Genomic DNA, 26,418 nt, shown 5'->3' with positions numbered 1-26,418 from the left:
CAACCGTGTCCGTACCGGTATGCGGACGGGTAGTGACGACTGGCGAAGCGTTGACCTAGATTTCCAGCGCGTTATGCACGGATCAGCGCCAGGGACGGGAGACTTCGCCATGTCAGAGCCAGCGCCAGCCAGAGACGCCCAGCGCAGCCTCTCCCCGAAAACGGTCGCGATCTGGGCCCTCGTCGCCCTGATCGGCGCGGCCGGCTGGAGCGTACTGGCCCTCTCCCGGGGCGAGGAGGTGTCGGCCGCCTGGATGGTCGCCGCCGCCCTCGGCTCGTACGCCATCGCGTACCGGTTCTACGCGCGCTTCATCGCGCACCGCGTCCTCAAGGTCGACAAGACCCGAGCCACGCCCGCTGAACGGCTCAACAACGGCGTCGACTTCCATCCGACGGACCGACGGGTGCTGTTCGGGCATCACTTCGCGGCGGTCGCGGGGGCGGGTCCCCTGGTCGGTCCGGTCCTCGCCGCGCAGATGGGGTATCTGCCCGGCACCATCTGGATCATCGTGGGGGTGATCTTCGCCGGTGCCGTGCAGGACATGGTGACGCTGTTCTTCTCCATGCGCCGCAACGGCCGTTCGCTCGGTCAGATGGCCCGCGACGAGATCGGGCCGTTCGGGGGTGCCGCCGCCCTGATCGCGGTCTTCGCGATCATGATCATCCTGCTGGCCGTGCTGGCGCTGGTCATCGTCAACGCGCTGGCGCATTCGCCGTGGGGTGTCTTCTCCATCGGCATGACCATCCCGATCGCCTTCTTCATGGGCTTCTATCTGCGCGTATTGCGGCCCGGCCGGGTCACCGAGGTCTCCGCCATCGGCGTGGCGCTGCTCCTGCTCGCCATCGTCGCGGGCGGCTGGGTCGCCGAGTCCTCGCTCGCCGACACCTTCACGTTGGAGCCGGGCACCCTGGTCATCTGGATGGCCGCGTACGGTTTCCTGGCCTCCGTCCTCCCGGTCTGGATGCTGCTGGCGCCGCGCGACTATCTGTCCACCTTCATGAAGGTGGGGACGATTGCCCTGCTGGCCCTGGGCGTGCTCCTCGCCGCGCCGACGCTGAAGATGGACGCGGTGACCGAGTTCGCCACGCGCGGTGACGGACCGGTCTTCGCCGGGTCCCTCTTTCCGTTCGTCTTCATCACCATCGCCTGTGGCGCCCTCTCCGGCTTCCACTCCCTGGTCTCCTCGGGCACCACCCCGAAGATGATCCAGAAGGAGACGCAGATCCGGATGGTCGGTTACGGCGCCATGCTGACCGAGTCGTTCGTCGCCGTCATGGCGATGATCACGGCTTGCATCATCGACCCCGGCCTGTTCTTCGCGGTCAACTCCCCCGCGGGCGTGATCGGTGGCACGGTCGAGTCGGCCTCACAGGCGGTCGCGAACCTCGGATTCACCATCTCCCCCGAGGAGTTGGCGGCAGCGGCGAAGTCGGTCGAGGAGCAGAGTCTGCTCTCCAGGACCGGCGGTGCGCCGACCTTCGCGCTCGGCATGTCGGAGATCTTCTCCGCGGTGGTCGGCGGCGCTTCGCTCAAGGCGTTCTGGTACCACTTCGCGATCATGTTCGAGGCGCTGTTCATTCTCACCACGCTGGACGCGGGCACCCGGGTCGGGCGCTTCATGCTCCAGGACATGCTCGGCAACGTCTACAAGCCGTTCCGCCAGGTCAGCTGGAAGCCGGGAGTATGGTTCGCCAGCGCCGTCGTGGTCGGCGGCTGGGGCTACTTCCTGTGGGTCGGTGTGCACGACCCGCTGGGCGGCATCAACCAGCTCTTCCCGCTCTTCGGCATCGCCAACCAGCTGCTGGCCGCGGTCGCACTGGCGGTCTGCACGACACTGCTCGTGAAGTCCGGGCGGATCAAGTGGGCCTGGGTCACGGCGGTTCCGCTGGCCTGGGACGCCGCGGTCACGCTCACCGCCAGCTGGCAGAAGATCTTCTCCGACGACCCCCGGGTCGGCTTCTTCCAGCAGCGGTCCATCTTCGAAGAGGGCATCGAGGCGGGAAAGGTGCTGCCCCCTGCCAAGAGCATGGACGACATGCACACCGTCGTCACCAACGCCACCGTGGACGGGGTGCTCGCCGCGCTCTTCGCGATCCTTATCGTCGTGGTGATCGCCGACGCCGGCCGGGTCTGCTACCGGGCGATCCGCAACCCGCAGAGCGTCACGCTCCACGAAGCCCCGTACGAGGAGTCGAAGATCGTGGCCCCCGCCGGGCTCTTCCCGACCAAGGAGGAGAAGGCGGAGCTGGTGGGCGCGGGAGTCGGCGCGGGAACCGGTGCCGTGGCCGGCGAAGGGGACGCGGGCCGGGAGCGGGAGCCCCAGCCGTGAGGACCCTGCAGGGCGTCCGGAAGATCGCCGGCCGCATCCGCTGGTTCTGGCGCGAGGCGTCCGGCGAGGCGACGTACGGCCGGTACGTCGCCCACGCCCGGGCCCACGACCCCGAGGCAGAGGTGCTGAGCCGGCGCGACTTCGAGCGACAGCGCACCGACGCCCGGGAGGCCGATCCGCGCGAGGGCTTCCGCTGCTGCTGAACGCGCTCGGCGACGCCGCGTCCGTGCGGCATACGGGCCGCCGCCCCGAGTCCTTGGGCGGCGGCCCGATGGTTTCGTGGAGCGGGCACCGGCGCGTGACCCAACGCCCCCGGCGCCCCAGCGCATTTGACCTACGACACAAGATATAGGGGTGGGCACGGCACGCAGCACAAGATGTATGCTCGTGCTCGCTGTCGTCGCAGGGGAATCCGGTGCGAATCCGGAACTGTCCCGCAACGGTGTAGTCATGCGCGTATGCGCATTCCCAAGTCCGAGGACCTGCCGACGGTGTGCCCGGCTCGACCGAGCCGGGTGACGAGTCGTCCGGGCCTCGCGGGTTGGGCCGGTGGACGCTGCGCGGTGTGCCGCTCGCCCTGCCCGGGTGATCCACGCCCGTATGCGCCCGTCGCGCACCCCCCTCGTGCGGCCCCCAGCCGATCGAGGGAGAGCACCACGTGACCATCGCGCCCGCAGACCCTGCGTCACGCGAGTCCGTCGCCCAGCCCGCCGCAGTCACTGAGCCCGCCGTGGTCACCGAGAACCCAGCCACCACCGACGGACCCGGCGCCGCCTTGCTGCGCACCCTGACCGAACTCACCGCCGACCTGCCCCATGCCGAGCCGGGCCGGGTCGCCGCCGCGGCCCTCCGCGGCCGCCACGCTGGTTCCGACGAGGCCGGGTTGCGGGAGCTGGCAACCGAGGCGGCGGCCGGTCTGATCTCCGAGGACCCCGAGTACTCGCGGCTCGCGGCGCGCCTGCTCACCCGTACCATCGCGGACGAGGCCGCAGGTCAGGGCGGAGTCTCCTGCTCCGCCTCGGTCGAGGTCGGCCACCGCGAAGGCCTGATCGCCGATGGCACCGCGCAGTTCGTCCGCACCCACGCCACTCGGCTCGACACCCTCGTCGAGATCGCGCTCGCCGACGGGGCCGACGACCGCTTCGGCTACTTCGGGCTGCGCACGCTCCACAGCCGCTATCTGCTGCGCCACCCCACCACCCGTCACGTCATCGAGACGCCACAGCACTTCATGCTGCGCGTGGCCTGCGGGCTCGCGGAGGACCACAGTGACCGTGCGGTCGACGAGGTGGCCGCGCTCTACCGGCTGATGAGCCGCCTCGACTACCTGCCCAGCTCCCCCACCCTCTTCAACTCCGGTACCCGGCACCCGCAGATGTCCTCCTGCTATCTGCTGGACTCCCCCCTGGACGAGCTCGACTCGATCTACGACCGCTACCACCAGGTCGCTCGGCTGTCGAAGCACGCGGGCGGCATCGGCCTGCCGTACAGCCGCGTCCGGGCCCGCGGTTCGCTCATCCGCGGCACGAACGGGCACTCCAACGGCATCGTGCCGTTCCTGCGCACCCTCGACGCCTCGGTCGCCGCGGTCAACCAGGGCGGCCGGCGCAAGGGCGCGGCCTGCGTCTATCTGGAGACCTGGCACGCGGATGTGGAGGAGTTCCTGGAGCTGCGCGACAACACCGGTGAGGATGCGCGCCGCACCCACAACCTGAACCTCGCGCACTGGATCCCCGACGAGTTCATGCGCCGCGTCGACGCGGACGCCGAATGGTCCCTGTTCTCTCCGGCGGACGTCCCGCACCTCGTCGACCTATGGGGCGAGGAGTTCGATGCCGCCTACCGAGCGGCGGAGGCCGCGGGCCTGGCGCGGAAGCGGCTCCCGGCCCGCCAGCTCTACGCACGCATGATGCGCACCCTCGCCCAGACCGGCAACGGCTGGATGACGTTCAAGGACGCGGCGAACCGCACCGCCAACCAGACCGCCGAGCCCGGCAAGGTCATCCACTCCTCCAATCTCTGCACCGAGATCCTCGAGGTCACCAACGACGGCGAGACCGCCGTGTGCAACCTCGGCTCCGTCAACCTCGCCGCCCACGTGCGTAAGGACGTCCGCGACGGGGCGGACGCGATGGACTGGGAGCGGCTGGACGTCACGGTCCGTACGGCCGTGACCTTCCTCGACCGGGTCGTGGACATCAACTTCTACCCCACCGAGCAGGCCGCGGCGTCGAATGAGCGCTGGCGGCCGGTGGGGCTCGGCGTGATGGGCCTCCAGGACGTCTTCTTCCAGCTGAAGCTGCCCTTCGACTCCCCCGAGGCGGCAGAGCTCTCCACGCGGATCGCCGAGCGCATCATGCTGGCGGCGTACGAAGCCTCCTGCGACCTCGCCGAGCGGCACGGCCCGCACCCGGCCTGGTCCTCGACCCGGGCCTCGCGCGGCGTGCTGCACCCGGACCACTTCGACGGCGCCGCCGCCGAGTCGTACTGGCCGGAGCGGTGGGACGCGCTGCGCGCCCGTATCGCCGCCACCGGCATGCGCAACTCGCTGCTGCTGGCCATCGCGCCGACGGCGACGATCGCCTCGATCGCGGGCGTGTACGAGTGCATCGAGCCGCAGGTCTCCAACCTCTTCAAGCGCGAGACGCTGTCCGGCGAGTTCCTCCAAGTCAACTCCTATCTGGTGGAGGAGCTGAAGCGGCTCGGCGGCTGGGATGCGCAGACTCGGGAAGCCCTGCGGGAGTCCAATGGCTCGGTCCAGGAGCTGACCTGGATCCCCGAGGACGTACGGCGGCTGTACCGGACGGCCTGGGAGATCCCGCAGCGGACACTGATCGACATGGCGGCGGCCCGTACGCCGTACCTCGACCAGAGCCAGTCGCTGAATCTCTTCATGGCCGCGCCGACCATCGGCAAGCTCAGCTCGATGTACGCCTATGCCTGGAAGAAGGGCCTGAAGACGACGTACTACCTGCGTTCCCGCCCGGCGACGAGGATCGCCCGAGCCGCGGGCGCTCCCACGATTCGCCCCCTGCCTGCGGCGGGGGGACCCCCAGTACAGCAGGTGAGCGAAGCTGCGGACGCCGTCGCCTGCTCCCTTGAGAACCCCGAGTCCTGCGAGGCATGCCAGTAATGAGCGCCCACCCTCCCCTGGCCTTCGGCATGGGGGACCCCGCCGACCACCGCCCCTCAACGACGGCGCTCCGCGCCGACAACTCTGGCTTCAAAAACCTTCTCGACCCGGGATTCGAGCTGACCCTGCGTCCGATGCGCTATCCGGACTTCTACGAGCGCTACCGCGACGCGATCAAGAACACCTGGTCCGTGGAGGAGGTCGACCTCCACTCGGACGTGGCCGACCTCGCCAAGCTCTCCCCGGGCGAGCAGCATCTGATCGGCCGCCTGGTCGCCTTCTTCGCGACCGGTGACTCGATCGTGGCCAACAATCTGGTGCTCACCCTGTACAAGCACATCAACTCCCCCGAGGCCCGGCTCTATCTCTCCCGGCAGCTCTTCGAGGAGGCCGTCCACGTCCAGTTCTACTTGACGCTGCTGGACACCTACCTCCCCGACCCGGACGACCGCGCGGCCGCCTTCGCCGCGGTCGAGAACATCCCCTCGATCAGGGAGAAGGCCCAGTTCTGCTTCCGGTGGATGGACTCGGTGGAGGAGATCGACCGGCTGCGCACCAAGCAGGACCGCCGACGCTTCCTGCTCAACCTGATCTGCTTCGCGGCGTGCATCGAGGGCCTGTTCTTCTACGGCGCCTTCGCCTACGTCTACTGGTTCCGCTCGCGCGGTCTGCTGCACGGCCTGGCGACCGGCACGAACTGGGTCTTCCGGGATGAGTCCATGCACATGGACTTCGCCTTCTCCGTCGTGGACACCGTCCGCGAAGAGGAGCCGGACCTCTTCGATGAGGACCTGGGAAAGGAGGTCACGGCGATGCTGGAGGAGGCGGTCGAGGCCGAGTTGCAGTTCGCCCGCGATCTGTGCGGCGACGGTCTGCGGGGCATGAACACCGAATCGATGCGGGAGTACCTGCAGTGCGTCGCCGACCAGAGGCTGCACCGCCTGGGGTTGCCGACCCGCTACGGCTCGGAGAACCCCTTCTCCTTCATGGAGTTGCAGAACGTCCAGGAACTGACCAACTTCTTCGAGCGCCGGGCGTCCGCCTATCAGGTCGCGGTCGAGGGCTCGGTCGGCTTCGACGACGACTTCTGATCCGGCTTCACCGCACGCCGCACGGAGGCGGCCCGTACCTGCCCGGGGGGAGGTGCGGGCCGCTTCGCCTCCGCCCCCGTCATCCCACGAATCGCCCACCAACGCCTGAATGCCGGACAACGTATCGGAGAATTTGTTAATTATGGGATGATACGTCACCTTCCACGCCCCGGAGCCGCTTATGCGCACCGACATCATCGCCGCACAGGAATCGCCCGGCGCGGGCCGTTCCGGGTCGCTTCCGCTGAGACCGGATCAGGTGGAAGAGCGAAGCCTCACGTTCGGCGGCTTCAGGTACACCTGTCGGATCGTCCATCAGAGCGTTCCTGAGACCGTTCCGCTGCTCCTGCTCGGCGGCTCGTCCCAGAACAGGTACGCCTGGGTGCGGCACGAGAAGTGGCTGGCGCCGCTCTGCTCGCTGATCACCGTGGACCTCCCCGGATACGGCGAGTCGGATTTCCTGCCCGAGCGGTACGGCATCGATTTCCTCGCCGCCACGGTCCGCCACATGCTGACGGAGATCAGGGTGCCGGAGGTCAATCTCCTCGGCGCCTGCTTCGGGGGAGCCATCGCGCTTCGCTTCGCACAGCACTATCCGCAGTACGTCAAACGGCTCGCTCTGGGCGGCGTGACGATGACGATCCCGGACGACTACGCCGAGTCCGTGCCGCGCTGGCTGCGCATGCTCGAGCGCGGCGAGATGGCGCAGAGCGCCGAGGCGCTGGTCGCCAAGTTCATGGCTCCGCCGGGCGCGGGCCACGTCCGAAAGCAGGCAGCCGTCGCACGCCTGCTCTACCGGCAGTTCATGAGCCAGACCCCGGAAGAGCTCAGGATGATGGCGGAGCACAACACCCGGCTGCTGCGGCACGAGTGGTACCGGGCCGAGCCCGTTCCCGCCGTCCCGACGCTGGTGTTCACCGGGGAGCACGACGTCCTGACGACTCCGGAGATGGGGCGCGAGGTCGCGGCGTCACTGCCCGCGGCGCAGTTCCTGACCATCAAGGAGTCGGACCACCTGGTCCATGTCGAGCGGATGGCGGAGTTCGCGGACATGATGGGGAGGTTCTGCACCGGCCGTCCCACCGACGACCTGCCGTACTGCACCCCTGCCGAGTTCCTGGGCACCGCGCCTGCCACGGTCCCCGGCTGCCGCTGACGTACGGCGGCTGACAGAACGACGGATGGCCGGGCCCGAAGGGGTCCGGCCATCCGTCTGGCGGTTTCAGCTCACCGCGCCGGCAAGGAGTCAGCCCGCCGAACGGCCGAACGCAATGACGGAGCAGCTCATGACGCCTTCTTCCGCGTTGCCCTGCCCGTGCTGGATGTTCGGCATGATGGCCCCGCCGAGGCCCCGGGCGACGATCTCGCTCTGGTAGTCGCCTTCCTCTCCCCCGTTGTTTCCATGGCCATTACCGCAGTCCGCCGTCTGCCGGATCTTGACGTGCTCACCGGCCTTCACGGTGTACTGACCCTGCCCCTGATACGTGCAGCGGATCCCCGCGGCGTTCTTCGAGCAGGGCCCCGAGATAGCGCCGTGCGCCTCGGCCGCACCGGTGCTCACCACGGTGAAACTCACCAGGATTCCCGCCGCTGCCGCGATCTTCTTCGGATTGAGCATATTCCTGTCCCTCTGGATCGATACCAGGTGTTGCACCGCCCTGGCCGATTGCCGGGCGGGAGGGCAGAGGCATCAGGTCCCGATGCTCATGACCCTGCCCCTACGTCCCCTCCGACCGGGCGGCGCGGGAGAGTCCCCCCGCACGAGCCCGGCAGGATGTAGCAGGAAATGGCCCCGGGCCCGGCCGTATGGACCCGGGCCCGGGGCGCATTCTCGGTCACGCCTGATCTGTGATCAGAGCGCCTTCGCGTGGCAGGCCTGGGTCGAACCCTGCTTCGAGGTCGTGTTGCCGGTGTCGCCCTCGTTGCCGATGAGGCCGCCTAGAATGGCGTTCAGCACACCGATGTTGCCGAGGATGGTGACGTTCGTGTCGTGAGACTTGCACTTCACCTTCTGCTCGACGCCGATGTCCGTCCCGATGCCCGCCGCCGCCGGCGCGGGCGCCGACATCGGCGCCGGCGCCGGCGCCGGCCCCATGCTCGGCGCCACGCTCGGCCCCCCGCCCATGGTGGCCACGGCCGTCCCCGAGCCGAACAAGCCAACACTGCCGACCATGGCGGTCACCACGGCGGCCTTCTGAAGCTTGCGCATCACATCTCCCACTTACGTGTGGTCAACACGGCCCGCGATGGACCGCGCCCTGACAGTCACAAAATAAGTGGCCTACGCGGCTATTACCCGAGGACGCGCCGATATGTCCATTTTTGATACGCCGATCAGAGAGGTCTACCGCCGGCCGGAGAGGGTCCCGGGCCCGACCGCCTGGGTTCGGGCACCGGGACCCACACCCTGTCACATCCTTACGAGGAGAGGGCCTTCGCCCAGCAGGCCTGGGTCGAACCCTGCTTGTTGGTCGTGTTACCCGTGTCGCCCTCGTTGCCGAACAGGCCGCTGATGTTGCCGTTCAGGACGCCGATGTTGCTGATGATGCCGGTGTTCGTGTCATGGCCTTGGCAGCTCACGGTCTGCTTGACATCGAACTCCGGCCCGTTGTTGACGTCGTCAGCCGCGGCGGGTCCTGCACCGACGAAGCCGGCGCTGCCAACCATCGCGGCCACGACGGCAACCTTCTGAAGCTTGCGCATCACATCTCCCACTTCCGGTAGGTCAACACGGCCCGTCATGGACCGCACCTTGACAGTCAGGAAGATTAGATAATTTTGCGGCTTTTGTCCGTAGACGCGCCGAATTATCTGCTTTCCCGTCAACCCTCCTTCGGGGCCCGTTCGGCTGACGGCGTGGGCGCGAGCAGCGCCAACTTCGTACGGGAAAGCGAATGGCCGGGCCCGAACGGCGGGCCCGGCCATCAACCGGAAGTAGGAGCATGCCCCCGGGGTGGGGCGGATGACTCACCCCGGGGGGACCCCGAGTCACCTCATGGCGGTCAGCCGAGCGCCGAGGCGGTGCAGGTCTGGACCGAGCCCTCGCTCTGGTCCGTGTTGCCCACGCCACCCTCGTTGCCGATCGCGCCGGAGAGAATCGCGCCGTTCAGGGCGCTGATGTCGAGGACGCTGACGTTCGTGTCGTGTGAACGGCACGACACAGACTGCTTGATGTCGACGCCCGGCTTACCGTCAGCCGCGGCGGTTCCCGCACCGATGAAGCCGGCGGTGCCGGCCATGGCAGCCACGATGGCTACCTTCTGAAGCTTCCGCATCACATCTCCACTGTTCCGTGAGTTCGACACGGCGCGTAACAGTCCGTGTCCGTACAGTCATGAAGATTATCTGACTAATATGACCTTCGCCTGCCAAGATCCGCATTTACACACATTTGGTGGATCGTCATGGTCGTGGGCGGCAGCTGACAGAACGCCAGAAGACCCCTGAAGAAGCCCACTTCGCAGCTCTTCACCCGGCCGCCCACGTGGGGGTGACGGGAAGTCAACCGCCTTCACCCCGAAGACGGGGCACCCGTACAAAACTGAACGCGTGTGCGTCCCGGCCGGGCCGCGAATGTGGATCCGACCGTTGACCCGACAACCGCTGAGGCTCGCGTCAGCGCGAGACGAAAAGGCGCTGTAGGCGAAACCCGCCCCCGCTCCGCCACCTGACGCCTCTAAGGCTGCCGCTGAACACGAATGGCCGGGCCCGACGGGCGGGCCCGGCCATCAACCGGAAGTAGGAACAGACTCCCGGGTGGGAGGTGAACTCCGACCCGGGGCCGATACCCAGTCAGCTCATAGAGGGTCAGAGCGCCTGGGCGGTGCAGGTCTGGACCGAGCCCTCGCTCTGGTCCGTGTTGCCCGCGCCACCCTCGTTGCCGATCAGGCCGCTGGCGAGCAGGGCGTTCGCGAGGCTGATGTCGAGGACAGAGACATTGGTGTCATGCGACCGGCAGGACACGGCCTGCCTGACCTTGACGCCGTGACCGTGCGGACCGTCAGCCACGGCGGTCCCTGCACCGATGAAGCCGACGCTGCCGGCCGTGGCGGCCACCAGGGCTGCCTTCGTAAGCTTGCGCATTGCATCTCCACTGTTCCGTGAGTTCGACACGGCGCGTGACAGTCCGTGTCCGTACAGTGATGGAGATTATATGACTAACGCACACCTCGCCCACCAAGAACGACATATGCAGTCATTTGGTCGAGCCCGCTGATGGCCGGATACTGACGGAACGCCAGAAGGCCTCCGAAGGTGCACCCTTCGGAGGCCTTTGCCTGAGCGTCGACGCGGGGCATGACGGGCAGTCAGTCACGATCACACCGAAGACGGATGCCCCGGATGAGCTGAACACGTGTGCGTCACCTCGACCGGACCGAGAACGCCGACCGGGACAACGAACCTCGACGGCTGAGTCATGGTCACACCTCAGCAGGGACGGAAGACGTTGTACGTGACAGCCGACTCGGCTTGCACCACCTGGCACCCGCAAGGCTGCCGCTGCACACGAGCGGCCGGGCCCGACAGTCGGACCCGGCCATCAACCGGAAACGAGAACAGGCCCCGGGCCAGGAGATGAACTCCGACCCGGGACCGATCCCCCCAGTCACCTCATCAGATCAGTCCCCCACCGAGGCAGCACACGTCACAGCGATGTTGCCCTGGGACGTGTTGCCCACGCCACCCTCGTTGCCGATCAGGCCATTGAGAAGGAGGCCATTCGCGATGGAGATGTTGAGGATGGAGACAGCGGTGGAATGCGTCTTGCAGTTCACGTCCTGGTGGATGTGCCCGTGGTGATGTCCATGGTGCCCATGGTGGTGACCCCAGCCGTCGGCCACAGCGGTCCCCGCACCGATGAGGCCGAGGCTGCTGGATATCGCGGCAACAACGGCGGCCCTCTGAAGCTTGCGCATAACCATCTCCTACTTCCGTGACTCGACACGGTGTGTAGCAGCCCGTGTCCGTACAGTAATGGAGATTATATGACTAATTACTGATTCGCCCATTAAGAAACACGTATGGGCGAATTCGAGGGCGCCGATGAACCGCGGGAACGCTGATAGAACGCCGGGAGGCCCCCGAAGGTGCACCCTTCGGGGGCCTCTCCCCGTACGCCGTACGGGGAGACTGTCAGCTGCTGCCCCTGTTGTCGAACAGGGGGGTGTTGATCTGCTGGCAGCTGAAGCCCTTCTTGGTCTCGGAGGGGCTGAGGATGCCGATCGGGACGTTGACCTCGGCGACCGAGTGCAGGTCACACTCCTGGTCCGGACGGAGGATGTTGTACCGGGAACCCGGCTTGTCCTCCTTCGGCTGCGCCTGCGGGCCGTAGGGGTGCTGGTGCGGCTGCTGTGGCTGCTGCGGGCCGCCCTGGCTGGCCCCCTGCTGCGGGTTGTAGTTCTGGTGCGGCGCGTAGCTCTCGCTGTAACCCTGCTGGTGCTGGGGCTGCTGGGAGCCGCCCTGGATCAACGGATTCTGCGGGGGCGCGGGCTGCTGCTGCGGGATCGGCTGCTGCTGCGGCTGGTTGTTCCACTGCGGCGCGCCAAAGTTGTGCTGCTGGGGGGCGCCCCACTGCTGGTGCGGGGCGTAGCCCTGCCCGTACACCGGCTGCTGCGGGTAGCCCTGGTTGTACCCCTGCTGGGGGGCGCCCCACTGCTGGTGCGGGGCGTAGCCCTGGCCGTACACGGGCTGCTGGTGCGGGGCATAGCCCTGACCGTACCCCTGCTGGGGCATGGGCTGGGGCTGGCCCGGGTACCCCTGCTGACCGTTGAAGCCGCCGTTGGGTTGGGTGTCCGCAGCGGCGGTACCGGCGCCCACGGTTGCGAGACTGCCGACCGTCGCAGCGACGACCGCGACCTGATGAAGCTTGCGCATTGAACCCTTGCCCTTCGTGCGTCTGCACCGTCTTGATCACTCTTTGTGAGTGCGAAGACACTAGCAGTAGTGGGAAAGGCGGCGTTTTATGCCAGGAGCCGTGTCGTATCACTCGAGCGAGCGGTGATCTTGGGCCAGAAGGCACTGTCCACGGTGCAGTGCAGGGACATTGCCGAATCAACGGCCCTCAGTCCGCCCCGCGGAGGTCACCGGTGGACATCTACGGATTTCACGCCAATTACGCACTGACGTGGCGCGTGATTGACGCGGAAACTTGAGACGTGCCCATGACAACGCAGCCCGAGTTGGCCGGCCCTCGAGGGGGCGGCCGTGACTCAGTCGTTGGAGACCGTCTCGTAGCGCGGGGTGCCCTCGGCCATCTGACGAAGGGCGTCTTTGCGCTCGCGCTTCGACAGCCGGTCGATGTAGAGGTAGCCGTTGAGATGGTCGGTCTCGTGCTGCAGGCAGCGCGCGAAGTAGCCCGTGCCCTCGACCACGATCGGATTGCCCTGCAGATCCTGGCCGCGGCAGATCGCGTAGTCGGGCCGGGCCAGCGGGACGTACGCGGTGGGGACGGACAGGCAGCCCTCGTTGGAGTCGTCCAGCACCCGGAGCTCGGCGGGCAGCTCGTCGATCACCGGATTGCAGATCGCGCCGACGTGCCGCACGCCGTTGTCGTCAGGGCAGTCGTACACGAAGACCCGCAGATCGATACCGATCTGATTGGCGGCGAGGCCCACGCCCTCGGCGGCCCGCTGGCTGGCGAACATGTCGTCGACGAGCTGGACGAGCGTCTCGTCGAACTCGGTCACGTCCTTGCAGCGCCGGTGCAGCACCGGGTTGCCGACGACGGTGATCGGGCGGACGGTGCCACGCTCGCGGTGCGTCTGCTCCCGCGCCTCGGCGTCCACTGTGTCGTCCAGGAACTCCGGAGCTCCCGGCGACTTCGCCACGTCCTCCGCCACCTGCTGCCCGCTCTCCTGCTGCGCCATCTGAGCCGTACGCCTTCCTCGAACCGTCATGCGATGCCCCGCCATGTCATCGACAGGGGGCCTGGTACAGAGTACGGGCAGCGGCGCGGACGCCGGGCGCGGTCAGCAGACCTCTTCCAGGTCCCGCCACGCGCGCGTGTCCGGGCTGTCGGCGACCCAGCTGTCGAGCAGACCCCGTACGAGCCCGGAGGGCGCCGCGATGCCGCACTCCCGCTCCGGAACCCACAGGTCCCCCGGGGTCCGGTGCCCGAGCGGGCCGGGGTGCCCCGGCTCGCTGTGGTCGTGCGGGTCGAGGTGCTCGCCCTCGCCTTCGCCGCTGGGCATCCGGCTCTCCGAGCACGTACGGCACAGCAGCCGCACCGACGACGACCAGTCCTCGGCGGCGAAGCCCGCGTCGCCCGCGAGCCGCTCGAGCGCATCCCGGTCGGCCTCCGTGGTGGCTTCCAGCAACACCACCCAGGTCGGCACCGGGGACGGCGCCCACAGCTCGATCTCGTCGAAGACGGGATACGAGGGGCCGGCCGCGGTGATCCGCTCGCCGTGCGGGACACCGTCGTGCAGCACGACCTCGCCCCAGCGCCGGCCGGAGGACGGCAGCGGGATGCTCAGCACCTCGGTGCGGGCCGGGTCCAGCCTGCGGCCCCAGACCACTTCCGCCTCGCCCTCCGGGGAGAGTCGCACGGCAGCGCTGCCCAGTTCCATGCCGACCGGCTCGTCGGACGGGGCACCCTCACCGGGCACCTTCAGGCCGTACGCCTGCCACGCCTGGCGAGCGAGCGGCCAGTCCTGGAGGGCGGTCGCGGCGATCCCCACGTTCCACCAGTCCGGGGCGCCCGCCCCCCGGTCGAGGAGCGCCACGGCGCGCAGCCCCGCGGCGCGCGCCTGCTCCCAGTCGTGCCGGAACTTGTGCAGCAGGGCGAGGTTGAACCAGGACTCCGAGAGCCAGGGCTCGAGGTCGGCGGCGCGGGTGAGCAGCGCTCCCGCGTCCTCGTACCGACCGTCTCCGATCAGCGTGAAAGCGCGGTCGGTCGCCTGCCGCCACGAGGCGGAGGGCCGATGCCGTACCTTGCCGAAGATCCTCACGATTCCCGCCTGCCCGTTGCGCTCCGTGTCCCTTGCCCTGTGGTGCCCTATGTGCCCTGTGGGTCAGCCGATGACGGCTGGGACGTGCCCCTCCCGCACGACGTCCCCCGTACCGTCCCCCTTGAGGACAACCTGCCACACATCGACCGCCATCTCAGCCCGGATACGCCGCCTCACCACTGCTCCTTGCCGCCCGGGCGACGCCCGAACCCCCTCTCCCTCCGCATCCAACCATGCCCATCTCGACGAGCGCTCATTACCTATGGGTTCTGCGCTGCCACGGGATCGGCTGTTACGCGCCAGGTGGAGCGCCACCGGTGGCGAGTACCCGCGCGAGCGCCTCCACGACCCGAGGTTCGTAGTCCTTGGCGGTGCCCAGCCGGAGCCTTTCGAGCGCGCTCAGCGGGCCGCCGAGACGGCCTCCACCGCCCGCGAGGTCGACATAGGCATTGGCGGTACGGATGATCCGCGCGGTGAGCGGCTGCTCACGGTAGGGGTCCGCCTGCCGCTCGACGACCACGGCGACCTCGGGACGGACGCCGGTCTGCCGTACCACCGCCCCGCCGAGCAGGGCGATCCGCCGCTGCTCCTCGGGCGGCAGCGGCTCGGTCGCCCCTGCCGGGACGGGATCGACGAGGGAGAGCTGGCCGATGTCGTGCATCAGCGCCGCGTACTCCAGAACGGTCAAATCGGGCTCGGAGAGCCCCAGCTCACGGCCGACCGCCCGGCTGAGAGCGGCGACCCGGCGGGCGTGCCCCGGAGGTGTGTAGCCCGCCACCTCGGTGGCGCGGGCGAGGGAGGCGATGGTCTGCCGGTAGGTGTTCCGCACCTCGGCGTACCGCCGCAGGGAGAACTGGGTGAGCAGCAGCGGCACGCAGAACACCGGCATGGCCCAGAAGCCGGCCACCTCCACGGCGAGCGCGATGACCACGCCGGTCGCGCAGACCGCGGTGCCGATGCCCAGCAGGGACCGCAGTTCGTCGCGCAGCAGGGGCCCGTACGGCCAGCCGGTACGCGCGCGGGCGAGGGCCGCGCACAGGACTGCGTCGCAGAGGGCCGTGAGGACGAGCAGGAGGAGCAGGAAGACGGCGTACTGGGGGCCTTGGCCGGCCCAGGTGTCCAACACGCCCGAAACACGAAGGGGTTGGCAGCAGGTGGCGGCGAACGCGGCGGTGAGAACGCGGCGCGCGATGTGGTCGAGAACCGGAGTACGGCTGTACGCCACGTGCGGGGCCGTGCCGGCGAGGGCGGCGGCACCGACGACGGTGGCGACCTGGAGCACGCCGTGGGCTGCGGGCTCTCCGCCGACAGCGCCCAGCAGTGCATAGGCCAGGGCGCCGGCCGCCCCGAGGGGAGCGGGCTCCCGGCCTTCCGGCCCTCGACGGACGAGCTCGCCGACGACGATGAAGAACCCGAACGCGAGGGCCGTCCCGGGCTGCTCGACACCGGACCACAGCGTCCACGCGAAGCCGGCGCCGCCGACGGCTCCGGCGGCGACGCGCACGCCCACCACGGTCCACGGCGCGCGCTCGCGCCTTGCGCGGAAGGCGCGCGCCCCGGGCGCCCGGTGCCGGCCGTGCGCGGGCGAGGGCGTCGACGTGCGCGGGAGACCGGACGACGTTCTGGACAGACGGGCGGTCAGGCTCTGCTCCTGCGACCGGGAAGAGGCGGCGTCCGCGTCCGGCCTCCCGGCGCTCGGGGTCCGTGGTGTGCGGCGCTCGGGATCGGGGGCACTGCTCATGCGTGGCCTCCCCGATCCGTGGGCGCGGTGCGAGGACTCGGGACGGGGGCGGTTCCCGGCACCGATACGGGACCGGCTCCCGGCACAGCGGCCGGTCCGGTGCCGGCGGAACCGTCGCCACCGGCATCGGACTCGGATCCGTGGGAGTGTCCCGTCCCCGACCGGGTGCCGCCCTGCGAGGGCCGGTGGGAGGCCGCCCGGGGGCCGGGCGGGACGTTTCCGCACGGGTCCACGGCATCCGGCGGATCCGCTGTGACGGCGGGATGCCAGCCGTGGCGGTCGAGGGCGCGCGCCAGCGCGCGGACCATGCGCGGATCGAACTGCGCCCCCGCACACCGACGCAGCTCCTCCACGGCCGTCGTCACCGGCCGCGCGCGCCGGTACGACCGCGTGGACGTCATCGCGTCGAAGGCGTCGGCGACCGCCACGACCCGCGCCAACTCGGGGATCTGCACCCCGGACAGCCCGTACGGATAGCCGCGTCCGTCCAGCCGCTCATGGTGATGCAGGATGGCCGCTCGCGCCTCTCCCAGGAAGCTGATGCCGCGCACCATCTCGTGCCCGTACTCGGGGTGGAGCTCGATGACCCGGCGCTCGTCCGGGGTGAGCGGGCCTTCCTTGCGCAGCAGCCGGGTCGGCACCCCGAGCTTGCCGACGTCGTGCAGGATCCCCGCGAAGCGCAGCACCTCGAGGCGGTCGTCGGGCATGCCCAGCTCGCGGGCGATCATCACGGAGGCACGGCCGACGCGCTCGCTGTGGCCGCGGGTGTACCGGTCCTTGAGGTCGACGGCCTGGACGAGGGCGCGGATGGTGGCCTGATGCGCGACGCTCTCGCGGTGGTACTGAGCGAAGACCCAGCAGGAGACGTACATCGGCAGCAGAACGAGCAGGGCGGCCACAGGACCGTACGGACTGCGCCAGAGCACCGCCATCATCAGCCCGGCCAGCCCGTGCACGAGGTGCGGGGCGAGAGAGCGCAGCAGCAGGCCGCGCCAGGCCCTGGGCGGCGGGCAGCGTTCGGCGATGACCAGGATGCTGCCGTCGAGGGCAACGAGAACCAGGCAGAAGGTGACGGCCCCCACGGCGGCGGGGAGCAGGGCGTACGGGAAGTCGCCGGCGGATACGACGTTCCGGCCGCTCCCGGCGGCTCCGACGCCGCCGAAGGCGTACGCGGCGGCGCAGGTCGCGAGCGCGAACTGGGCCGCGTGCCAGACCCGTCGCAGCCGGACCGGGTGCTGCACGACACGGCCCGTGAGCGCCCCGGGTACGGCCACGAGTGCGGCGGCGGGCGGCGGCAGCAGAAACGCTCCGGCGAGCAGCACCGGCACGAAGGGGCCCATCCCTGTGGGCGCGCGGTCCTCTGTCCCGGGAAGGGTCACCTGCTCGCACGCGGCGTAGAGGAGAGCGAGAAGGGCGACGGCGCCCCAGGGCGTCTGCGCGCCGGGACGTAACGCAGGCACGGCGCACACCGTGGCGACGAGCACGGCGCACAGGACGTATGCGCGCGCCCCGGGCGGTACAGCTCGCATCGCTCGTCCTCCCCGTCAGGGCTCGGCCGGGCGTTGTCCACGCACGGCGTCAAGAGCGCATCAAGGTGGCGAGAATAGGCCCACTTCCGTCCGGAGACAGGCTCATCGGGCTATTACGCCGTCCGGGGAGGACCGGATTCGCACCTTCGAGTGACGATGGTGCCGCTGAGGCCGCGACCGGCATGCCGGTCGCGGCTGTTCACGCCTGGCCGGTGGTCACGCCTGGCCGGGCTCGCTCAGCCCGCGCCGCGAGGCGGAGTCGCCCGCCCGCGCGGGGGCCGGGGAGGACGCGTCGGCGTCCTGCTGTGCCTTCCGGGCCTCAGCGGCCCGCTGGTCGGCCACCGCCTGCTCCATCACGGACTGCTCGGGTACGGCCTCGCCCGCGCGGATGAGTTCGATCCGCCCCATGACCTTGGATCGCAGATCGGCGGGTACGTCGTCATGGCCGCAGCAACGCTTCACCAGCTTCTTCACGGCCTGCTCCAGGCCGTACTTCTCGAGACATGGCGAGCACTCGTCGAAGTGCACCTCGAACTTGGCGCAGTCCCCCTCGGGCATCTCCCGGTCCAGGAACTCGTAGAGGTGGTCGAGGACCTCAGAGCAGTCCGTCTCATGCGGCTGTCCGCAGCTCATGTTCCCGAGCCTTTCCGATCGTGCGACTCGGTCGTCCCAGCGCCCGCTCCAGCGGGGACCAGTCCGCGCTCCTGGGCGTAGTCCTCGAGCAGACCGCGCAGTTGGCGGCGACCGCGGTGCAGCCGCGACATCACCGTGCCGATGGGCGTACCCATGATGTCGGCGATCTCCTTGTACGCAAAGCCTTCGACGTCCGCGAGGTAGACCGCGATCCGGAACTCCTCGGGGATCGCCTGGAGGGCGGCCTTCACGTCCGAGTCGGGCAGGTGATCGAGCGCCTGCGACTCGGCGGAGCGCAGCCCCGTCGACATGTGCGACTCGGCGCGCGCAAGCTGCCAGTCCTCGATCTCCTCGGCAGCGCTGCGCTGGGGCTCGCGCTGCTTCTTGCGGTACGAGTTGATGAAGGTGTTGGTGAGGATCCGGTAGAGCCACGCCTTGAGGTTGGTGCCCTCACGGAACTGGTGGAAGGAGCCGTAGGCCTTGGCATACGTCTCCTGCACGAGGTCCTCGGCGTCGGCCGGGTTGCGCGTCATGCGCAGCGCGGCGGAGTACATCTGATCGAGGAAGCCCAGGGCGTCGCGCTCGAAGCGGGCATTGCGCTCCTCGGCGGTCTCCTGTCCCCCGCCCCTTTCCTGGGCGCTGGGATCCCCCTGGGTGGAGCCGGGCGATGTGCCCAGCGCCTCACCGCCGTCCTCGGTCCCTGCCTCGGTCCCAGTGACCGGACCCACCTCCTCCAACGCCGGTGCGGAGCCGATTGCGGATCCGCTCGAATCGGAGGATAGACGACGATCCGCTCCGCCCGCCGCTCCTGCGAGCGCAGCCTGGGGCACTACCAGCCGTGACCACTCGCCGTCGGCGGCCTGCGGGCGGGGCGGGCATTGGATCGAACCCATGCGGCGGACTCCCTCTCCTGGTGCGTGAGCCAGAGATCTCGACTGTGAACATCCGGCACAACGCGAGCGGCCCGCGGCGCATTCCCGCCGCTCAGGAGAGACTCGGCCGGGCGCCTTCGGTGGTGCCCAGCCGGGATCAGCCCGGGAGCCCGTCCAGCCAGTCCGCCACGGCATCGGTGATGATGCCGAGCGCCTCGTTCTCCGTCGGCCCGATCTTCTTGGGGACGGCGAAACCGTGGTCGGCGTACGGCACCTCCACGATCTCGGTGCCGGCCGGGAACTCCTCGGGGCGGCCGAACGGGTCGCGTCCTCCCTGGACGACGAGGGTGGGCAGCCCGGTGCCGGTCAGCTCCCCCGCGCGGGAATTCTCCGGCCTGCCCGGCGGGTGGAGCGGGAAGGACAGCGCCAGCACGGCGCGCGCGCCGAGCCCGCACGCCGTACGGCAGACCACGCGCGCCCCGGCGCTCCGCCCGCCCGCGACCACCGGGAGTCCCGGCTTCTCCAGGGCGGGCCACAGCGCGGTCCAGGCGGCGTCGAGGGCCTTCGGTGCGGGGGCGAGCTTCTTGCCGGCGACGCGCCAGGGCTGCTCGACGAGCGCGACGCTCACACCGCGGTCCGGCAGCGCGCCGGCCAGCGCCTGGAGGTCACGCGCCTCGATGCCGCCGCCTGCGCCGTGGCTCAGGGCCAGCACGAGGCGGTCCTTCCTGGCCGCGCGGTGCCAGGTGACGCGGGCGTCGCCCGCGGGCGTGGGAACGGTCTGCATCTCGATCACGCCTCCATCCTGCCGCGATGTGACCCGATCCGCCCGGGAGCGACCGCGCGTCGCCTGCCGTACGGAGGACACCGGACGGCACCGGCCGGGCCGCCTGCGGCCGATCGATCAGAAGAGCGTGCCCTCCTCGGGCGCCTCCAGCTCCTTCAGCAGCTCCGGGCCGTTGTTCCGCACATTGCTGACCTCCGTCGAGACCGGGTAGGCCCGCATCATTCCGGCGGGCGGCGGAGCCAGCAGGGGACGCAAGTCGTCGATGTCCGTTCGCGACGGGTCGAGCCACGCCGCCCAGCGCTCCGCCGGCAGGACGAGCGGCATCCGTGGATGGATCTCCGCGAGCGAGCGCGGTCCGTCACCCCCGCCGGTCCTCCCGGCCAGCGGTGTATTCTCCGCCTCCGTCGTGACGACGGTGCAGGTCACCCACCACGCCCGTGGGTGCTCCGACGGCAGCGTCCGGTCCCGCCAGAACTCGTAGAGCCCGGCCATCGCCATCACCGAACCGTCGGTCGGGGTCACGAAGTAGGGCTGCTTGCGCGCCCTCTTCTTCTTCCCCTGCTCCTCCAGTGCGCGCTCGGATCTCCCGGTGGCCCACTCGTAGTAGCCGTCCGCCGGGAGCAGGCAGCGGCGGGCTGCGAAGGCCTTCCGGTAGGACGACCTCTCGTGCAGAGTCTCCGCGCGGGCATTGATCATCTTCACGCCGACGTCCGGCGACTTGGCCCACGACGGCACGAGTCCCCAGCGCAGCATCCTCAGCTGACGCACCGGATCCGGGCTGTCCGCGTCCTTGTCCGGGCGTTCCAGCACCGCGTAGACGTCCTTCGTCGGGGCCACGTTCCAGTCGGGGGCCAGAGTCTCTTCGGGCTTCCATTTCTCCACGTCGAACAGTCCGACGAGATCCTCGGGTCGCCGGCTCGCTGAGTATCGACCGCACATAAGTGCCACACTGCCACGACGCCCGCACCCGGCGACGCCCCGATGCCCGTAACCGCCACAAGGAAGCCCTCCATGAACGACACTGCGCTCGGCGATCTGTGGGATCGCGTCACAGGCACCCAGCCGGACCCCTCCCTGTGGCTGGTGACCGTCACCGTGGCCGTCGCACTCGCGGCCGTCGTGCCGCGGAGCGCCTGGCTGCTGTCCCGCAATGCCGTGACGATCGCGCACGAGGGCGGCCACGGCCTCGTCGCCCTGCTCAGCGGGCGGCGCCTGGACGGGATACGCCTTCACTCGGACACCTCCGGGCTGACCGTCTCGCGCGGCAAGCCCACCGGAATCGGCATGATCCTCACCGCGGCGGCCGGCTACACCGCGCCCTCCTTCCTCGGGCTCGGCGGCGCCTGGCTGCTGGCCGCCGGCCACATCACGCTTCTGCTCTGGGGTGCGATCGCGCTGCTCGGCGCCATGCTCGTGATGATCCGCAACGCGTACGGCGTGCTGACCGTCGTCGCCACGGGTGCGGCTTTCTTCCTCGTCTCCTGGCTGACGCAGCCCTCGGTCCAGGCGGCCTTCGCCTACGCCGTGGTGTGGTTCCTGCTGCTGGGAGGCGTCCGCCCGGTCTTCGAGCTGCAGCGCAAGCGCCGTCACGGAGGGGCACCGGACTCCGATGCCGACCAGCTCGCCCGGCTCACCAATGTCCCAGCGGCGCTCTGGCTCTTCCTCTTCCACGCCGTCACGCTCAGCTCACTGATCGGCGGCGGCCGCTGGCTGCTCGGTCTGTGACCCCCTTACCACTGCTGCATTTCGGCTGGGTTTCTCCGCTTTTGATCAAGATCTGCGCTCGTCCTGAACCACTAAAGTGAGGGTCATGACCGGTAACCCCGTGCACACCGCCCTCTGGCCCGCCCCGCTCGCGTCCGGCCCCGTCGATGCGACCGTCACCGTGCCCGGATCGAAGTCGGTCACCAACCGCGGCCTGGTGCTGGCCTCCCTCACCTCGGAACCGGGCTGGCTCCGGCGACCGCTGCGCTCCCGCGACACGCTCCTGATGGCGGAGGCGCTGCGCGCGATGGGCGTCGGCATCGAGGAGACGGTCTCCAGCACCACCGCAGCCATCGGCGACAGCCCGGACGGCGGCGAGGCCTGGCGGGTCATCCCGGCCGGGCTGCACGGCCCCGCATCGGTCGACGTCGGCAACGCCGGGACGGTGATGCGCTTTCTGCCGCCGGTCGCGGCGCTCGCCGACGGGCCCGTCCGCTTCGACGGCGACCCCCGTTCGTACGAGCGGCCCCTGCATGGTGTGATCGGTGCCCTGCGCACGCTCGGCGCCCGGATCGACGACGAAGGGCGCGGCGCGCTGCCGATGACCGTATACGGCGGCGGCGCACTGGACGGCGGACTGGTCGAGATCGACGCCTCCTCGTCCTCGCAGTTCATCAGCGCGCTGCTGCTGTCCGCCCCCCGGTTCAACCAGGGGGTGGAGGTACGGCATGTGGGTGAGGCCCTGCCCTCCCTCCCCCACATCCGCATGACCGTGGACATGCTGCGGACCGCGGGCGCCCAGGTCGACACCCCCGAGTCGGGCGGTGAGCCGAACGTCTGGCGGGTGTCCCCCAGCGCCCTGCTCGGCCGGGACCTGGTCGTCGAGCCGGATCTGTCGAACGCCCAGCCGTTCCTGGCGGCCGCCCTGGTGACCGGCGGCCGGGTCACGATCCCGGACTGGCCGGAGCGGACCACCCAGCCGGGGGACGCGCTGCGCGAGATCTTCACCGGGATGGGCGGTTCCTACGAGCTGACCGACACGGGGCTGACCTTCACGGGCAGCGGCCGGATCCACGGCATCGATGTGGATCTGGGCGATGTCGGCGAGCTGACCCCCGGCATCGCCGCGGTCGCTGCGCTGGCCGACTCCGAGTCCGTGCTGCGCGGAGTGGCCCATCTGCGGCTGCACGAGACCGACCGGCTCGCCGCGCTCACCAAGGAGATCAACGAACTGGGCGGGGACGTCACCGAGACCGCCGACGGACTGCGCATCCGCCCGCGACCGCTGCACGGCGGGGTGTTCCACACGTACGACGACCACCGGCTGGCCACCGCAGCGGCGGTCATCGGCCTCGCGGTCGACGGCGTGGAGGTGGAGAACGTGGCGACCACCGCCAAGACGCTGCCCGACTTCACCGAGCTGTGGACGGGCATGCTCGCGTCGGGGAACTCCGCCCCGGCCGGGAGAGCCTGAAGGCGCCGGACCATGCGCCGCTACGGCAAGCACACCGACGAGGACGACGTCCGGGTCCGCCCGAACCGCAAGGGCAACCGGCCGCGCACCAACATCCGTCCCAAGCACGAGGGCGCGACCGAGGGCTTCGTGCTCACCGTGGACCGGGGCAGGCTGACCTGCCTCGTGGAGGACCGTACGGTCGTCGCCATGAAGGCCCGCGAGCTGGGCCGCAAGGGCGTGGTGGTCGGCGACCGGGTCGGCATCGTCGGTGATCTGTCGGGCGCCCGGGACACCCTGGCCCGGATCGTCCGGGTCGAAGAGCGCTCGTCCGTGCTGCGACGCACGGCGGACGACGACGACCCGTACGAGCGGGTGGTCGTCGCCAACGCCGACCAGCTCGCCATCGTCACCGCGCTGGCCGACCCGCCACCCCGGCCCCGTCTGATCGACCGCTGCCTGGTGGCCGCCTACGACGCCGGACTCGAGCCGCTGCTGGTGCTCACCAAGTCGGATCTCGCTCCGGCGGAGACGCTGTTGGAGACCTACCGGCCGCTGGGCGTGCCGTATCTGGTGACCAGCCGTGAGGAACTCGTGGACGGCGAGGCGGCGGAACGGGTGCGGGAGCGGCTGCTCGGCCGGATCACCGCCTTCGTCGGGCACTCCGGTGTCGGAAAGACGACGCTGGTCAACGCCCTGGTGCCGGACCGGCAGCGGGCCACGGGTGTGGTCAACGCGGTGACCGGCCGTGGTCGCCACACCACGACGTCCGCGCTGGCGCTGCCGCTGCCCGGAACGGTGGGCACTCCCCTCGGGGTTCCCGCTGGCACAGGGCTGGGGGTACCACCAGCGGTAGCTGGGGGAGGGTCTACCGCTGAGGGCACCCCCGAGGCCGGAGGCGCTGGGGGAGGCTGGGTCATCGACACCCCCGGGCTGCGCTCCTTCGGACTGAACCACATCGATCCCTCGCGGGTCATCCACGCCTTCCCCGACCTCATACCGGGGACGGAGGGCTGCCCGCGGGCGTGCAGCCACGATGAGCAGGACTGTGCGCTGGACCAGTGGGTCGCGGATGGACACGCGGAGCCCGCGCGGCTGTTCTCGCTGCGCCGGCTGCTCGCGACGCGGGAACGGCGCGAGGGGGACTGACCCTCCCTGACGTTTGGCGAGCGCCGCCTGCGGCAAGTGCATAATCGCACCAAGCCAACCAAGCTCGACCAAAGCAGGCGAAGCGGTCACGGACGCGGGGAGGCAATCAGATGGCGTGGCTGCTGGTGATCGTCGCCGGGGTGCTGGAAGTTGGTTTCGCGGTGGGACTCAAGCTCTCGCACGGCTTCACGCGCCTGTGGCCGACGGTCGCCTTCTGCGCATTCGCCCTGGGCAGCTTCGGGCTGCTCACCCTCGCTCTGAAGAAGCTGGACGTGGGTCCGGCCTACGCGGTGTGGACCGGCATCGGCGCGGCGGGCACCGCTCTCTACGGCATGATCTTCCTCGGCGACGTCGTCTCCACCTTGAAGATCATCTCGATCACGATGGTGATCGTGGGCGTGATCGGGCTGCAGCTGTCGGGCGGCGTTCGCTGACCGCGCCGCGGCCCCTGGCCCGTCACGTCGGCAGCGCGACCCTGACGAGACGCGCCGGGTCCTCCACTCCGGCCGGAGCCACCACGTACGACAGCGCCAGCCGGACGGCGACCTCACAGGACCGTGCCAGCCGCTCCGCCTCCTCCTTGGGCCGCCCTGGCCCCAGCGCGCCCAGCGCCCGGTCCCGGACCTGGGCGAGCAGCTCGGCAGGCGTGGGCAGCGAGGAGTCCGCGCGCCGCTGCGCCGGTATGTACGAGGTGGAGGACGCCACGCGGACCGGGGTCGGCAGCCGCTCGCCCCAGAAGCCGGTCAGTACGGCCCGTACCAGCGGATTCGTCCGGGCGCTGCGCACCGTCCAGTCCGCCACGGCGGCGAGCCGCCGGCCGGGGTCGGCGCCGGCGTCCGTACCGGCCAGAGCGCCGTCCACCCCCGCGAGATACGCGTCGGCCTCGCGCCGCACCAGGGCTCTCGCCAGGCCGTCCTTGCTGCCGAACTCGTTGTAGAGGGTCTGTCTGGACACACCGGCGGCCGCCGCGACGTCGACCATCCGCACTCCGGACCACGGCTGGCCCGCGAGTGCTGCATAAGCGGCGTTCAGCAAGGATTCGCGCGCAGTGGGCACCTTCGCCTCCCCGGCCATGCGGTCACATGGCTGACGTCCGCACAGAATTGACGCGCCGCAACAATGTGTCAATAGCCCTGACGGCGCAGCCACCACGCCGATACCGAGATGGTCATGTAGCCGGTCACACCCCAGGTGGATACTGTTCGCACATGCCCGACTATCACGATGATCTGCGCCTCGCCCATGTGCTGGCAGATGCCGCCGACGCCGCGACCATGGAGCGGTTCAAGGCACTCGACCTCAAGGTCGAGACGAAACCGGACATGACTCCGGTGAGCGAGGCCGACAAGGCGGCCGAGGAACTGATCCGCTCCTCGCTGTCGCGGGCCCGGCCGCGGGACGCCGTGCTCGGTGAGGAGTACGGCAGCGAGGGCCACGGGCCGCGCCGCTGGATCATCGATCCGATCGACGGCACGAAGAACTATGTGCGCGGGGTCCCGGTGTGGGCCACGCTCATCGCGCTGATGGTGCAGGGCGAGGGCGGCTACCAGCCGGTCGTCGGCGTGGTGTCGGCGCCGGCGCTGGGACGGCGCTGGTGGGCGGCGCAGGGGGCGGGCGCGTACACCGGCCGCAGCCTGACCTCGGCCACCCGGCTGCGCGTCTCACAGGTCGCCAAGATCGAGGACGCCTCCTTCGCGTACTCGTCACTGAGCGGGTGGGAGGAGCAGGGGCGGCTCGACGGGTTCCTCGACCTGACCCGCGACTGCTGGCGGACCCGCGGCTACGGGGACTTCTGGCCGTACATGATGGTGGCCGAGGGCTCGGTGGACATCTGCGCGGAACCGGAGCTCTCGCTCTGGGACATGGCGGCCAACGCTGTCATCGTGCAAGAGGCGGGCGGCGAATTCACCGATCTGGACGGCGTGCGGGGGCCCAGCGGCGCGAACGCCGCGGCCTCGAACGGCCTGCTCCACAACGATCTGCTCGGGTATCTGAACCAGCGCTACTGAGCTTCGCCTGACCCCGCACGCCCTCTTGTTGGGCCCGGATCC

General features: G+C 69.8%; 26 protein-coding genes and 1 riboswitch. Of the genes, 10 read left to right on the top strand and 16 right to left on the bottom strand.

The features are described from left to right. Window positions 1-109 precede the first annotated feature (109 nt). From ACTWQI_RS17035 to ACTWQI_RS17015, 5 genes are all read left to right on the top strand, one after another. Complete coding sequence (locus ACTWQI_RS17035; protein ID WP_443271292.1) at window positions 110-2,329, top strand: carbon starvation CstA family protein; 2,220 nt, start codon at window positions 110-112, stop codon at window positions 2,327-2,329. Next, window positions 2,326-2,532 (top strand): CstA-like transporter-associated (seleno)protein, encoded by a 207-nt coding sequence (locus tag ACTWQI_RS17030; RefSeq protein WP_443271290.1) that lies wholly within the window; start codon window positions 2,326-2,328, stop codon window positions 2,530-2,532. The genes ACTWQI_RS17035 and ACTWQI_RS17030 overlap by 4 nt, the downstream gene beginning before the upstream one ends. Before the next feature lie 178 nt (window positions 2,533-2,710). Beyond that, window positions 2,711-2,833: riboswitch (cobalamin riboswitch) on the top strand. Between the two features lie 154 nt (window positions 2,834-2,987). Next, the gene (locus ACTWQI_RS17025) at window positions 2,988-5,462 is read left to right on the top strand and encodes a ribonucleoside-diphosphate reductase subunit alpha (protein ID WP_443271288.1); all 2,475 of its coding nucleotides are present in this window, start codon (window positions 2,988-2,990) and stop codon (window positions 5,460-5,462) included. Window positions 5,463-5,491: 29 nt separating this feature from the next. Next, window positions 5,492-6,553, top strand: a complete 1,062-nt coding sequence (locus ACTWQI_RS17020) for a ribonucleotide-diphosphate reductase subunit beta (protein WP_443271357.1) — start codon at window positions 5,492-5,494, stop codon at window positions 6,551-6,553. Between the two features lie 181 nt (window positions 6,554-6,734). Beyond that, a complete protein-coding gene (locus tag ACTWQI_RS17015; protein WP_443271286.1) occupies window positions 6,735-7,709 on the top strand; it encodes an alpha/beta fold hydrolase in 975 nt (324 codons plus the stop codon). Window positions 7,710-7,799: 90 nt separating this feature from the next. Here the strand turns inward: ACTWQI_RS17015 and ACTWQI_RS17010 are convergent, their stop codons facing one another. The 15 genes from ACTWQI_RS17010 to ACTWQI_RS16940 form a co-directional block, all read right to left on the bottom strand. Continuing rightward, window positions 7,800-8,171: a hypothetical protein gene (locus tag ACTWQI_RS17010; RefSeq protein ID WP_443271284.1), complete on the bottom strand. Its 372-nt coding sequence runs from the start codon at window positions 8,169-8,171 to the stop codon at window positions 7,800-7,802. 234 nt (window positions 8,172-8,405) lie between these two features. Next, entirely contained in the window at window positions 8,406-8,762 is a 357-nt protein-coding gene (locus ACTWQI_RS17005) for a hypothetical protein (protein ID WP_443271283.1), read from the bottom strand. A gap of 209 nt (window positions 8,763-8,971) precedes the next feature. After that, window positions 8,972-9,256 carry a hypothetical protein gene (locus tag ACTWQI_RS17000; protein ID WP_443271282.1) on the bottom strand — a complete coding sequence of 95 codons (285 nt, stop codon included), beginning with the start codon at window positions 9,254-9,256 and terminating at the stop codon, window positions 8,972-8,974. Window positions 9,257-9,555: 299 nt separating this feature from the next. After that, window positions 9,556-9,828 (bottom strand): hypothetical protein, encoded by a 273-nt coding sequence (locus ACTWQI_RS16995; protein WP_443271281.1) that lies wholly within the window; start codon window positions 9,826-9,828, stop codon window positions 9,556-9,558. A gap of 532 nt (window positions 9,829-10,360) precedes the next feature. Further along, a complete protein-coding gene (locus ACTWQI_RS16990; RefSeq protein ID WP_443271280.1) occupies window positions 10,361-10,636 on the bottom strand; it encodes a hypothetical protein in 276 nt (91 codons plus the stop codon). 536 nt (window positions 10,637-11,172) lie between these two features. Beyond that, on the bottom strand, window positions 11,173-11,469 hold the full coding sequence (locus tag ACTWQI_RS16985; RefSeq protein WP_443271279.1) for a hypothetical protein: 297 nt from the start codon (window positions 11,467-11,469) through the stop codon (window positions 11,173-11,175). A 217-nt stretch (window positions 11,470-11,686) separates the two neighbouring features. Then, on the bottom strand, window positions 11,687-12,427 hold the full coding sequence (locus tag ACTWQI_RS16980; protein ID WP_443271278.1) for a hypothetical protein: 741 nt from the start codon (window positions 12,425-12,427) through the stop codon (window positions 11,687-11,689). Window positions 12,428-12,762: 335 nt separating this feature from the next. Next, entirely contained in the window at window positions 12,763-13,419 is a 657-nt protein-coding gene (def, locus tag ACTWQI_RS16975; RefSeq protein WP_443271276.1) for a peptide deformylase, read from the bottom strand. A 102-nt stretch (window positions 13,420-13,521) separates the two neighbouring features. Next, window positions 13,522-14,502: a tetratricopeptide repeat protein gene (locus ACTWQI_RS16970; protein WP_443271275.1), complete on the bottom strand. Its 981-nt coding sequence runs from the start codon at window positions 14,500-14,502 to the stop codon at window positions 13,522-13,524. A 292-nt stretch (window positions 14,503-14,794) separates the two neighbouring features. After that, window positions 14,795-16,243 (bottom strand): HD-GYP domain-containing protein, encoded by a 1,449-nt coding sequence (locus ACTWQI_RS16965; RefSeq protein ID WP_443271273.1) that lies wholly within the window; start codon window positions 16,241-16,243, stop codon window positions 14,795-14,797. Then, window positions 16,240-17,772, bottom strand: a complete 1,533-nt coding sequence (locus ACTWQI_RS16960; protein ID WP_443271271.1) for an HD-GYP domain-containing protein — start codon at window positions 17,770-17,772, stop codon at window positions 16,240-16,242. The genes ACTWQI_RS16965 and ACTWQI_RS16960 overlap by 4 nt, the downstream gene beginning before the upstream one ends. A gap of 216 nt (window positions 17,773-17,988) precedes the next feature. Beyond that, window positions 17,989-18,405, bottom strand: a complete 417-nt coding sequence (gene rsrA / locus ACTWQI_RS16955; RefSeq protein ID WP_443271269.1) for a mycothiol system anti-sigma-R factor — start codon at window positions 18,403-18,405, stop codon at window positions 17,989-17,991. After that, entirely contained in the window at window positions 18,402-19,133 is a 732-nt protein-coding gene (locus tag ACTWQI_RS16950; protein WP_443271268.1) for a sigma-70 family RNA polymerase sigma factor, read from the bottom strand. Before ACTWQI_RS16950 ends, rsrA begins: the two co-directional genes overlap by 4 nt. A 301-nt stretch (window positions 19,134-19,434) precedes the next feature. Then, the gene (locus ACTWQI_RS16945; RefSeq protein ID WP_443271355.1) at window positions 19,435-20,061 is read right to left on the bottom strand and encodes an alpha/beta hydrolase family protein; all 627 of its coding nucleotides are present in this window, start codon (window positions 20,059-20,061) and stop codon (window positions 19,435-19,437) included. A 117-nt stretch (window positions 20,062-20,178) separates the two neighbouring features. Beyond that, entirely contained in the window at window positions 20,179-21,000 is an 822-nt protein-coding gene (locus tag ACTWQI_RS16940) for an SOS response-associated peptidase (protein ID WP_443271267.1), read from the bottom strand. 72 nt (window positions 21,001-21,072) lie between these two features. Between ACTWQI_RS16940 and ACTWQI_RS16935 the strand changes: the two genes are divergently transcribed. The 4 genes from ACTWQI_RS16935 (at window position 21,073) to ACTWQI_RS16920 (ending at window position 24,801) form a co-directional block, all read left to right on the top strand. Then, window positions 21,073-21,786, top strand: coding sequence for a M50 family metallopeptidase (locus ACTWQI_RS16935; protein WP_443271265.1), 714 nt, complete (start codon window positions 21,073-21,075; stop codon window positions 21,784-21,786). Between the two features lie 85 nt (window positions 21,787-21,871). Next, entirely contained in the window at window positions 21,872-23,239 is a 1,368-nt protein-coding gene (gene aroA, locus ACTWQI_RS16930; protein WP_443271262.1) for a 3-phosphoshikimate 1-carboxyvinyltransferase, read from the top strand. A 12-nt stretch (window positions 23,240-23,251) separates the two neighbouring features. Further along, on the top strand, window positions 23,252-24,367 hold the full coding sequence (gene rsgA, locus ACTWQI_RS16925) for a ribosome small subunit-dependent GTPase A (protein WP_443271260.1): 1,116 nt from the start codon (window positions 23,252-23,254) through the stop codon (window positions 24,365-24,367). Window positions 24,368-24,477: 110 nt separating this feature from the next. Further along, complete coding sequence (locus ACTWQI_RS16920; RefSeq protein ID WP_443271258.1) at window positions 24,478-24,801, top strand: DMT family transporter; 324 nt, start codon at window positions 24,478-24,480, stop codon at window positions 24,799-24,801. 22 nt (window positions 24,802-24,823) lie between these two features. On the opposite strand, the gene ACTWQI_RS16915 is transcribed toward ACTWQI_RS16920, so the two are convergent. Next, a complete protein-coding gene (locus ACTWQI_RS16915) occupies window positions 24,824-25,423 on the bottom strand; it encodes a TetR/AcrR family transcriptional regulator (protein WP_443271257.1) in 600 nt (199 codons plus the stop codon). A 152-nt stretch (window positions 25,424-25,575) separates the two neighbouring features. Between ACTWQI_RS16915 and hisN the strand changes: the two genes are divergently transcribed. Further along, on the top strand, window positions 25,576-26,376 hold the full coding sequence (hisN, locus tag ACTWQI_RS16910; RefSeq protein ID WP_443271256.1) for a histidinol-phosphatase: 801 nt from the start codon (window positions 25,576-25,578) through the stop codon (window positions 26,374-26,376). The last annotated feature ends 42 nt before the right edge of the window (window positions 26,377-26,418 follow it).

Source organism: Streptomyces sp. KR80 (assembly GCF_052245555.1).
In the GTDB taxonomy this organism is placed as follows: domain Bacteria; phylum Actinomycetota; class Actinomycetes; order Streptomycetales; family Streptomycetaceae; genus Streptomyces.
Note: the sequence above shows the minus strand (reverse complement) of the source record. Positions and strands in the feature narration are given on the sequence as shown.